General features: G+C 39.7%; 5 protein-coding genes. 3 read left to right on the forward strand and 2 right to left on the reverse strand.

The window, feature by feature from the left end:
- The first annotated feature begins 118 nt into the window (after window positions 1-118).
- Window positions 119-775, forward strand: coding sequence for a TrmH family RNA methyltransferase (locus CA834_RS10880; RefSeq protein WP_094968727.1), 657 nt, complete (start codon window positions 119-121; stop codon window positions 773-775).
- A 75-nt stretch (window positions 776-850) separates the two neighbouring features.
- Here CA834_RS10880 and CA834_RS10885 read toward each other — a convergent pair whose 3' ends face one another.
- Complete coding sequence (locus tag CA834_RS10885) at window positions 851-1648, reverse strand: carboxypeptidase-like regulatory domain-containing protein (RefSeq protein ID WP_094968728.1); 798 nt, start codon at window positions 1646-1648, stop codon at window positions 851-853.
- A 122-nt stretch (window positions 1649-1770) separates the two neighbouring features.
- Window positions 1771-3519, reverse strand: coding sequence for a DEAD/DEAH box helicase (locus tag CA834_RS10890; protein WP_094968729.1), 1749 nt, complete (start codon window positions 3517-3519; stop codon window positions 1771-1773).
- Between the two features lie 368 nt (window positions 3520-3887).
- Between CA834_RS10890 and katG the strand changes: the two genes are divergently transcribed.
- Both katG and CA834_RS10900 read left to right on the forward strand, forming a co-directional pair.
- Window positions 3888-6146 (forward strand): catalase/peroxidase HPI, encoded by a 2259-nt coding sequence (gene katG, locus CA834_RS10895; RefSeq protein WP_094968730.1) that lies wholly within the window; start codon window positions 3888-3890, stop codon window positions 6144-6146.
- A gap of 655 nt (window positions 6147-6801) precedes the next feature.
- On the forward strand, window positions 6802-12288 hold the full coding sequence (locus CA834_RS10900) for a T9SS type A sorting domain-containing protein (RefSeq protein ID WP_094968731.1): 5487 nt from the start codon (window positions 6802-6804) through the stop codon (window positions 12286-12288).
- Window positions 12289-12401: the final 113 nt, after the last annotated feature.

Here is a 12401-nt window from a genome sequence, read left to right on the forward strand (position 1 = left end):
AAAGTACTAAAAGTGATTTCAAGTAGCAATAGTACCTTTAGGTCTTTTATAGCTTCGGTCTGATGGTGCATTTGATTTACCTAATGATAATTGTGTATATATTTTATATTTTTGACCTATGCAGGATCTAAAACTCCTTCAGTATTTGGAAGGTTACCTCACAGAAAATCGACGACAGCGATTTCAATCCGTTTTGTCTCAGCGCACGAAGCATTTTACAGTGGCGATTGAGGATGTGTATCAATTGCACAATACCAGTGCCGTTATCCGCTCGTGTGATGTATTTGGGGTACAGGAAGTTAATATTATTGAAGAGGTCAACAGCAAACGTATTGACCGAGAAATTGCCATGGGCGCACAAAAATGGGTAGATTTAAAACGCTATAACACGGTTAGGGACTGTCTTAAAAACTTAAAACAAGAAGGCTATCAGATTGTTGCCACGTCACCTCATGCCGAAGGGTGTAATTTAGGAGCTTTTGATATTTCAAAAAAATCGTGTTTTTTCTTTGGTCGCGAAACTGAAGGGCTCTCCCAGCAGGTCATGGATAACGCGGATTGTTTCTTAAATATACCTATGGTAGGTTTTACGGAAAGTCTCAATATTTCTGTTTCTGCTGCTATAATTCTTCAACATGTGACCTCCCAATTACGCCAATCTGATTTAAATTGGCATTTGAGCGAAGCAGAATTGATTGAAAAGCGTTTCGATTGGGTAAGGAAAACTATCAAGGACTATGAGGCCATTGTAGAGCGCTATTTAGCAGACACTTAAATTTTTAAATTACATACTACATTATGGGGACCTTATAAGGTAGTATTTTGTGCAGTGCTTTAAGGCACAACTCGGTTATCTAGTTTTTTTTTTACGGTCTTTATTACGGCTAATCACTTTGTACTCTTCATAACATTGACTAATTGCGTCTAATATTTGAAGGTCATTAGCGGTATTGATAAAATCCCTGGAGTAGTTGCATTGATTTACAATTTCATCTAAATCGAACTTGTTGACCTGTAACAATACCATTAGCATTTCGCGGTCGTAGCGTTTGGACAGCTGATTTCGAATCTCGTCGTCTTCTTTCATTTTTCGCAGCTTACGCATTTCCTGTGGTTTTTTACCAAACATATTGTATAGAAAATCCGCTGGATTGAAAATTGCCCCGAGAACTTTGGTTGCTATGTTTGGTCTTCTGGCTTCATAGCCCTGACCTGGTAAACCTGAAATACGGTAGCGCTCATTGGACTGAATAGGGACCTGTGCCATATCCACTTCTAGATAACCTGTAAGTTCCAGTTGTTTAACCGTAACCTCTTCTAGGGCTAGTGCTAATTCGGTCATTTCAATTTTGGTGTTACCAAACTTTATCCAGTCATTTGTGACACGAACCTTAATAGATTTATACCCTAAATAGGAGAGGTGCAGAGTGTCATTGGCATTAGCCTTAATCTCAAACTCACCCTCATCGTTGGTGGATGTACCAATAACTTGATTAATATTTACAATATTAACTTCACTCAAAGGGCCATTGGTTGTGGTACTGATAATGGTACCTCTGACCCGAGTTGGTTCCTTTTGTCCATCATTTTCCTGGCTATAGCTATAAACTGTAGTTAAGCAAAGTAGGAAAAGCAGTAAATATCGCATGCACACTAATTACGTGTTAAAGGTAATAAACTTACTGTATTTAAAGGAATATCTAAAACAGATTTGACTTAATATTAACATCGCAAAGTACCCTGAATTGAATAATTAGAGCGTTCCAAACCCTAGCGTCGTCTCGAGCGTCTAGGACGCTCTGAACCGGCATTGGAACGTTTACGTCTATCCCCTCGAGGTTGCTCTGGTTTGCGTCGGCGACTATCACCTTGTCTTCTGTCGTTCTTTTTGAAGTTATCACGTCTTCCTGAACGACTCTTACCTTTATTTTCGGTGATTTCAACATTGACAAAACGACCTTCGTGTTTAAAGTCCGTAAAGAAAGACAGCACTTTGTCTTCTATGGACTTATCCGTATTGAAAAATGAAAAACTATCCTTTACGTCCACTTTAAAGACGTCATCCTTACCAAGATCTAACATGTCTTTCAGAAAATCTTTAAGCGACATCCAGTCAAAACCGTCTTTACGGCCTACATTGATGAAAAAGCGCGTTTCGTCTGAGCTAATTTTGCTACTCCTGTCACTGCCAGAATCAGACACGGCTAAATCCTTGGCCTTTTTGTAATAATCATAAAATCGTGTAAATTCTACGGAAAAGAATTTTTTTATCAACTCGTCTTTGTCGTTATCTTCAAATAAGGCATTAATTTGATCCAAGAAGGGATCGATTTCGTGGTTGATTTTCGTATTGTGTATTTTATTGGCCAAACTCATCAATTGCACCTCGCAGATTTTCATACCTGAGGGTATCTCTTTCTTTTCGAATTCTTTTTTGATGATGCGCTCTATACTTTTTATTTTTCGCACTTCACTTTTTGCCACGATAACCATAGAGACCCCAGTTTTTCCTGCACGTCCCGTACGTCCTGAACGGTGGGTATAGGTCTCAATTTCATCTGGTAGTTGATAGTTTATAACATGGGTAATATCATCCACATCAATACCTCGCGCAGCAACATCGGTTGCTACTAACATCTGAATCTGTTTGTTTCTAAAGGACTTCATCACCAAATCACGCTGATTCTGGCTAAGGTCGCCATGCAGGGCACCCGCGCTATAGCCATCTTCTATCAATTTTTCTGCTACTTTTTGCGTATCGCGTTTGGTTCTACAGAATATTACGGAGAAAATATCAGGATTAGCATCGGCTAATCGTTTTAAGGCTAAGTAGCGATCGCGTCCATTGACCATATAATATTCATGGGAGACTTGGCTCGTACTTTCATTTTTATTACCCACTGTAATTTCAACGGGGTTATGCATAAAATCCTTGGCAATCTTAGCAACTTCTTTTGGCATCGTCGCCGAAAATAACCATGTGCTTTTATCCTTTGGGGTATGAGATAAAATATCGGTTATATCTTCATAGAAACCCATATTAAGCATTTCATCTGCTTCGTCTAAGACGCTGAAGGTAATTTTTGAAATATCAACCAAGTTCCGACTTATCATATCTTTCATCCGTCCCGGAGTCGCCACTATGATTTGTGCACCCTTTTTGATTTGTTTGGCTTGATCAGTAATGCTCGCTCCACCATATATCGCTACTACATTAAGACCTTTACAGTATTTACCGTAGAGCTTCATCTCATTGGTAATCTGCAGGCAGAGCTCACGTGTAGGGGAGAGGATTAAACCTTGCGTGGTTCTACTATCGATAATTATTTGTTGTAGCATAGGAAAACCAAAGGCAGCAGTTTTTCCTGTACCTGTTTGCGCCAACGCCACGAGGTCGCGGTCTTCTTCTAATAAAACTGGAATGGCTTTTTGCTGTACCTCGCTAGGTTCTGTAAATCCTAAATCTGAAATGGCTTGTAGCAGGTCTTCGTTAAGACCTAAATCTTTAAATGTACTCATTGTTTATGTTACGTATGCGATTATATGTTGTAGTGTTACATAAGAAGCGAATCGACATACAAAAACCTAAACTTCTGGTAACACGGCCTCACCTTGAGGCAATTCTTAAGTCAAATTTCTGACTTTCAGCTGGCAAAGATAGGCTTTTATTTAAAAGCTTTGGTTTTTTGAGCGTTTATTAACTAAAGATAATGATTGTTTAGTGTTCTATGTTTCATACACCATTAAAGCAGTGCTCGTATCAAGGCAATATACCAGGCCATCACTTTCAATGGTTTTCAATGACAAAAGTCATTTTTTACCGGTTTTACTTGTTATATATTAGGCTATTACTAAACTCACACAGTATAAATCAAAATTTTAGGTATATGAAAAAAATTATTTTAGGTGGCTTTTTAATGGCCATTGCTGTACTATTTATGGCATGTCAGGAAAATAAGGAACCTGTAGATGCATATTCTGGGGCAACCCAAAAAAGTATTTCCAATATGAAAGCTACCAGTAATAGCGATTGGTGGCCTAATCAGTTAAACCTTAGCATGCTTCGTCAAAATGCTGCCTTGTCCAACCCCATGGGAGAAGACTACAATTATATCGAAGAATTTAATAGCCTTGACTATGAGGCACTCAAAAATGACATTCGTAAAGTCTTAACCGAGTCACAAGATTGGTGGCCTGCGGATTATGGAAACTATGGTGGTTTGTTTATTAGAATGGCATGGCACAGCGCTGGTACGTATCGCACTGGCGATGGTCGTGGTGGTTCACGTTCTGGGCAGCAACGTTTTGCACCTCTTAATAGCTGGCCAGACAATGTGAATTTGGATAAAGCAAGACGACTTATTTGGCCTATTAAACAAAAGTATGGCGATAAAATTTCTTGGGCTGACTTAATGATTCTTACTGGTAATGTGGCTCTTGAATCGATGGGCTTTGAAACTATCGGTTTTGCTGGTGGTAGAGAGGATGTTTATGAACCTAATATGGACGTTTATTGGGGTAAGGAAACCAAGTGGTTAGATGATGAGCGCTATAAAGGCGACCGTGAACTTGAAAATCCGTTGGCTGCTGTGCAAATGGGATTGATTTATGTGAATCCCGAAGGACCTAACGGTAACCCTGATCCTGTTCTTGCGGCTATAGATATTCGCGAAACTTTCGGCAGAATGGGAATGAACGATGAAGAAACTGTTGCCCTTATTGCTGGTGGACACACTTTGGGGAAAACCCATGGTGCCGGACCTGCGTCCTATGTTGGACCTGAACCTGAGGCGGCCGATATTGAGGAACAAGGGTTTGGATGGAAAAGCACTTATAAATCAGGTAAAGGCGCTGATGCTATTAGTTCTGGACTCGAAGTTATTTGGACGGCTACGCCTACGCAATGGAGCCATTTGTTCTTTTTTAATTTATTTGAAAATGAATGGGAGCTGACCAAAAGTCCGGCAGGCGCACATCAATGGGAAGCTAAAGACCCCAAAATGATGGTACCCGATGCTTTTGATCCGGAAAAAATGCATAAACCTACCATGCTAACCACGGATTTATCGTTGCGTTTTGACCCTGTTTACGAAAAAATCTCAAGGGACTTTTATGAAAACCCTGATAAATTTGACAAGGCCTTTGCACGTGCTTGGTTCAAGCTAACCCACAGGGACATGGGTCCAAAGACTACTTATTTAGGACCAGAGGCACCAACAGAAGATATGATTTGGCAAGATCCTATACCTGCTGTAAATCATGAACTCATTACTGCCAAGGACATTGCAGATTTGAAAGCATCGGTTTTAAATTCAGGTTTATCCATCAGCGAATTGGTTTCTACAGCCTGGGCTTCAGCTTCCACATACCGCGGTTCAGATAGAAGAGGTGGTGCCAATGGCGCAAGAATACGCTTGGCGCCCCAAAAGGATTGGGATGTAAATAACCCAGAACAATTGGCGAAAGTATTGAAAGTGCTCGAAAATATTCAAAGTAATTTCAATGCTAAAGCGGGCACTAAGAAAGTATCCTTAGCGGATTTAATTGTGTTAGCGGGTAATGCAGCAGTTGAAAAAGCAGCAGCAAATGCAGGCTATACCATAGAGGTTCCATTTACACCTGGACGTATGGATGCTACGCAAGAGCAGACAGACATAGCTTCTTTTGAATTATTAGAGCCTATGGCAGATGGTTTTCGGAATTATTTGAAAACTCCATATAAAATATCTACCGAAGAATTATTGCTTGACAAAGCCCAATTGCTAACACTAACACCTCCTGAAATGACAGTTTTAGTGGGTGGTATGCGCGCTCTTAATGCTAATTACGACGGATCCAAACACGGCATATTTTCAACGCGAAAGGATCAATTAAATAATGATTTCTTTGTTAATCTATTAGATATGAGTACGGAGTGGAAAGCGACGTCAGACACAAAAGAAGAATTTGAAGGTAAAGACAGAATAACAGGAGAAGTTAAGTACACTGCTACTCGGGCCGACTTAATCTTTGGTTCAAATTCAGAATTGCGTGCTTTGGCTGAAGTTTACGCCAGTAATAATGCCGAAGAGAAGTTTATAAAAGATTTTGTCGCGGCATGGGAGAAAGTTATGAAACTCGATCGCTTCGACTTAATCTATAAATAGGCTTTTGGTTTAATAATATGTATAACGGTCGTATATAAACAAAAATTCTTTTTTCAATACTAAAACCAGTCTAACTAGACTGGTTTTAGTAGTTATACATAAAGGTGAAAATTAATGGATTTGAGCTGAACGAATTTAGCCAGGCCCTTTGAAATCGATAGGCTTTGCTTTTTTAAGTTGATAATGGCCTTGTTTAACCTTCAACCGTTGTACCTTTAGTTAAGTACTATACTAGGTTCTAGTTTTGGGCCTAGCGACCAAGACTAGTGTTGTAGGATTTCTTTAGATTTTAGTTTTAGCAACGTAACTTATGAAGGGTATCTTCACCTTGTCTGATATTTTAGCTATTGGACGAATATGAAATTATAAAGAGTCGAATTCGTTATTTTTTTACTTATGTTTAGAGGCTGTTAATCAACAATATAAATGTAATCGTGACTGGTAAACATCCAATTTATTGGTTCTATTGAGGATTTTTATTGACAAAAAAGTTGAATTCATTTAGTTTCTTTTCATAGTCATTTCCTAGTATATTTTGTGGTTACGGCAGGTCACTTATGATTGTCCCAAAATAATCTGCTAGACTTTATTCACCTCGGCATTCGTGTTATGGTTTAGATAATATTAAATTAATTATACTAGTCTTAATCATATCATGAAGAAGTTAAATCCCTATTTTTATTTAATAGTACTTTTTTTGGCATTAACCCTTATGTCATTCCATACGGTTCAAGCACAAACCTCGCCAGTTATTGATATATGGTATGGTGACACCCAGAAATTCGGAAATATTGGCGAACCACAAGTTTGGTGTAATATACTGGGTAATATCATGGATGATGGCACGATTACATCGTTTACATATAGTCTCAATGGCGGAACACCCGTTGACTTAAACATAGGTCCAGATAATAGGCGTTTAGAAAACTCAGGAGATTTTAATATCGATATCGCGGCGACGGATTTGCTCCCTGGTTCTAATACGGTGTTGATTACCGCAATCGATGATCAGCTTAATACAAGCACCAAAACAGTGACTATTAATTACACCGATGGCAATGTCTGGCCCATACCTTACGATATCGATTGGAGCTCTCTTAATAACGATATCACCCAGATCAACGATGTTAGCCATGTTGTAGATGGCAAGTTTTTGCTTACGCCTGATGGTGTAAGAACAGATGAACCTGGCTACGATCGATTGATTGCCTTGGGTGATAAAACGTCAACCAATTATGAGGTTTTGGTTCCCATTACTATACATAGTATGGAGAGTGATGGTGGTGTTGGGGTTCTTTTACGCTGGAAAGGTCACACAAGTACTCCAGTATCCTGTACACAACCCCAATGTGGCTATTTTCCATTAGGCGCAATTTCTTGGTTTCGGTCTAACAGGCTTGAGTTTTATCAGGGAAATAGTGTTGGCTTTACTCGACAGCTAGAGGTTACCTATATGTTCCGTACTTCTGTAGAGACTGATGCTGTTTCGGGCAACACCAATTACCGTATAAAATTTTGGGAGCAGGGTACTGCAGAACCTGATGCTTGGAATTTGGAACAAACGGAGGGTACTTCCGACTTACAGGAAGGCTCATTAATGTTAATTGCACATAAGACGGATGTCACCTTTGGCGACGTTATAGTGACCCCTGGCTCACTTTCCATTAGCAATGTGCAAACCCAATTATCAAATAATAATACGGAGGCCACGATCACTTGGAACACCAATCAACCTGCATCCAGTCGCGTCGATTATGGACCTACAGCCGTCTTTGAAGACGGTTTTGTAGAGGATACAAACTTGGTAACAACCCATTCAATTACCTTGACAGGTCTTACAGCTGATACTATTTATCAGTACAAAATTTCAGGGTCTAACAGTGTGGAAAGTGTGGAAAGAACAGATTTAATTCTATCGACTTTTACCTCAGGCATAAAATCAGACGATTTCTGTGGAAATACTTTAGATGCTGTTTGGACTTTTGATAATCCGCTGAACGATGCCAATTTTGCTCTTACGGGATCTGGGACCAATGATGCATTTTTGGAAATTGCTGTACCAGCTGGCCCTGAACACCAAATTTTCACTTCTGGCATCAATGCGCCCAACCTAATGCAAACGATAAACAACAGTGATTTTGAAGTTGAAGTAAAATTCGAATCTGGTGTGATTTCACCACAGTATCAACAACAAGGGATATTAGTTAAGGAAAGTGACACACGCTACTTGCGCTTTGAGTTCTATAGTAAAGATGACGAAAAGACCTATCTCTACGCGCAAGCATTTAGCCTAACAGGAGCTCAGGCCGCCTTCGTCAATGACGATATTTTCTCGGAAGGTGCAGCACCATTATATATGCGTGTGAAAAGGGTCGGCAATCAATGGACCTTGAGTTATTCAGAAAATGGTACTGATTTTATAATTGGTGCAACCTTTTTTAACGATATGGTCCCCACACAAATTGGGCCATATGCGGGTAATGCCACTGGAAATAGTTCACCTGCACATACGGCTAAGATTGATTACTTCCTAAATATAGACGATCCGATTAGTGCTGAAGATGGCTGTGATGCACCACAGCCTCCAGTGTTGGCAGCTATCGGAAATCAATTGGTAGACGAAGAAAGTAGTTTGCAACTAACATTAACGGCCACAGATGGCGATGGTGATGATGCCAGTATTGTGTTTTCAGAATTAGGTTTGCCGAGTTTCTGCTTACTAACCGACAATAATGACGGAACAGCCACACTCAGCATTGATCCACAACTGGGAGATGCTGGAACGTTTACCACGACCATTACAGTTACAGATGCTGATGGTCTTACGGATAGTGAAGCATTTGATATCGTTGTAAATTCTATAGCGCCTTCCAATCTTGTCTCGGATGATTTTTGCGACAATACACTCAACTCCATTTGGACCTTTAATGACCCCTTGGTCGATGCTGATTTTGAGCTAACGGGGTCCGGAACTAATAATGCTCTACTAGAAATTTCAGTACCTGGAGGCCTTGAGCATCAATTATGGGAAGATGGGATTTTAGCACCTCATGTTTTACAAGCGTCAAACAATACCGATTTTGAGTTGGAAGTGAAAATGGATTCACCCGTTAACGCACCACAGTACCAACAGCAAGGTATTATAGTTAAGCAAGATGATAACAATTTTCTGCGTTTTGAGATGTATAGCAGTAACTCAAATACGCAATTGTTGGCAGCAATATTGGAAGGGACGGGTCCTCCATTGACGTCAGCTCTTCCTATAGTTAATATAAATATCGGAGATCTCAATACAACAGCACCTGTCTATATGAGGGTGACAAGAGTAGGAAATCTATGGACACAATCCTATTCGTTCGATGGTGCCACATGGGAAACAGCGGGTAGCTTCAATCATACACTAGTAGTGAGTGGCGTAGGCCTTTATAGTGGGAATGCTTTAGGTGCAAGCTCGCCTGGGCATACCGCAAAGTTTGATTACTTCTTGAATTCGGTAGACCCTATTAGTGACGAGGATGGATGTGATGCGCCGCAATCACCTGTATTGGCAGCAATCGGTGACCAATCCGTTCAAGAGGGAAGTACTTTACCGCTAACCTTAATGGCTACAGATGCAGACGGAAATGATGTCGATATCGTATTTTCAGAAACAGGACTCCCAAGTTTTGCGTCACTAACCAACAATAATGACGGTACGGCTACAATAGATATTAACCCGCAACTCGGAGATGCAGGTACGTATCCCGTGACTATCACCGTGACCGACAACGAGGGCTTTACTGATGAAGAAACCTTTGACATAATTGTAAGTTCTGGAACTGTCTCAAGTTTGGTTTCTGATGATTTTTGCGATGATGAACTTAACCCTGCATGGACTTTCATTGATCCTCAATCAGATGGGTCATTTGCACTTACTGGATCAGGTACTTCAAATGCTTATTTAGAAATTTCTGTACCAGCAGATTCGTCGCATGAAATGTGGACATCGGGCATACAGGCCCCACATGTGTTGCAGACTTGTAACAATACCGATTTTGAGATAGAGGTTAAACTAGACTCTGGTGTAACGTCACCACAATTTCAAGAACAGGGCATTTTAATAAAACAAGATGAATTCAATTTTTTACGATTTGAATTTTTTAGTACTGACAGTAATACAAGAATTTTTGCGTCAATATTGCAGTCACCATCAAATACTTTGCCTCTAAATTCAAATAATAAAGTAAACGCTGATGTACTGCTTTTAAATACGGCTCCATTATACATGCGTATTAAACGAGAGGGTGATTTATGGACACAATGGTATTCCACGGATGGCTCAACTTGGGAAGAAGCTGTTAACTTTACCCATGCCCTAGTTGTAAGTGGTATAGGCCTTTACAGCGGTAATGCTGGTACACATCCAGCACATACGGCCCAATTCGATTATTTTAAAAATTTGGCAGATCCTATTACTAATGAAGACAACTGTTGCATTACAACAACAGCTGCAACTTGGAACGGTTCAGTATCTTCAAATTGGGATGATATAAATAACTGGACACCTAACGAAGTTCCAACAGAATGTTCAGTAATCACCATTCCACTAACCGCTAATCCACCAACAATTACAGGTACTACAGTTGTAAAAGATGTAAATATAGATGCTGGCTCTAATATGGTAGTGCCTTCTGGAGCAAGCTTAACTATCAGCGGTGATTTAAATATGTTTTCGGGATCGAATAGTTATTCAGGGTTAGTTGTAAATGGAGACGTCATTGTTGAAGGTACTGCCAAATATCACCGTTATACCAACGCTAACCTAAATCGTAATGATTTAATAGCGCCGCCCCTTGCCGGACAAACATGGAGCTCTTTCTTAACCAGTGACGGCAACTATAATGCAAATATCCTTTTTAATGACGGTGTGGCAATACCAAATACGCAATATTTATTTGGACCTTTTGAAAAGGGTACTACAGACGATTATGTGATTTATAACTATAATGATGTTGAAACGTTGACCCTAGGCAGAGGTTACCGCGCAGCAACGAATACTCCTGAAATTGATGGTAATGGCGAGCCTCTGATTTTTACTGGAGAATTATTTAATAGCGAGGTTGAAGTTGGCATTTCTGATGATATTTCTGGCGCTTTCCATGAGTGGAATTTAATAGGCAATCCTTATCCAGCTTACCTAGATGTAGATGCCTTTTTAAATCATGTTGGAACCGTTTCTGGGGTAACAAATCTTAGTTTGTTAGCTGAGACTACAGCTGCGATTTATGGTTATAACGCAGATACCTCTGTAAGTATTTGGACCATAACCAACTTAGTGGAAGGACCCGAACTCATTGCGCCAGGCCAAGGCTTTTTTGTATCGTCAAAGAATCCATCGGCATCACTAGAGTTTACCAAGGATATGCAGGTGTTAGGAAATTCTGATGATTTTATTCTAGGCAGAGAAGCAAATGATACTAATTTCATCAAATTAAAAGCGATGTCAACAGATGAGATTTCGTCTATATCTGTTTATTTTCATGATAATGGGAGTACAGGTTTGGATATAGGTTATGATGCTGCCGTTTTTGGAGGTAGTATCCCCGAGTTTTCGTTGTTTTCGCATTTGGTTGAAGACAATGAAGGAGTCCCAATGGTGATTCAAACCTTACATTCCGATGATATTAATGATGTCATTATCCCTTTAAGTTTCCATGCGAATCAAGGGCAACAAATAACATTCAGTTTAGATAGTTACGATTTACCGTCCTCCGTTGAGGTTTATCTGGAAGATAACGTTAACAATACATACACCTTATTGAATACATCTAGTTACGTCTTCACATCAGGCATAGCGATAAATGGGTCAGGACGATTCTTCTTGCACTTTACATCTGATGCCTTGTCTGTTGGAGAAGCAAGTCTCAATGCTTTAAATATTTACACCAATCAAGAAAACCGAAACATTGTAATAGAAGGTAACTTATTGGGTCTTACGAAGGCTTCAGTTTTTGATCTACTTGGTAGAAGGGTTTTATTACAGGAATTAGATACATCTCTGAATAAAAATAGTTTAGATGCAAATACATTGAGTTCAGGTGTCTATGTTGTTAAATTACAAGACGGTAATCAGCAATTGACCAAAAAAGTAATCCTAAAATAACAGGATTTAATTTGAGGGATTTTGTAGGTAAATTAAGATTGAATTAAGGGGTGGAGCAGTAGCTGTATGAAGCTTTTTTTAGCGGCATATAGTTACTGCTGCCTTCATTTCCT

Source organism: Winogradskyella aurantia (assembly GCF_002266855.1).
Lineage (GTDB): Bacteria > Bacteroidota > Bacteroidia > Flavobacteriales > Flavobacteriaceae > Winogradskyella > Winogradskyella aurantia.

Coding starts and splice junctions, on each gene's coding strand:
- CA834_RS10880 (WP_094968727.1), top strand. CDS start 119: ATGCAGGATCTAAAACTCCTTCAGTATTTGGAAGGTTACCTCACAGAA.
- CA834_RS10885 (WP_094968728.1), bottom strand. CDS start 1,648: ATGCGATATTTACTGCTTTTCCTACTTTGCTTAACTACAGTTTATAGC.
- CA834_RS10890 (WP_094968729.1), bottom strand. CDS start 3,519: ATGAGTACATTTAAAGATTTAGGTCTTAACGAAGACCTGCTACAAGCC.
- katG (WP_094968730.1), top strand. CDS start 3,888: ATGAAAAAAATTATTTTAGGTGGCTTTTTAATGGCCATTGCTGTACTA.
- CA834_RS10900 (WP_094968731.1), top strand. CDS start 6,802: ATGAAGAAGTTAAATCCCTATTTTTATTTAATAGTACTTTTTTTGGCA.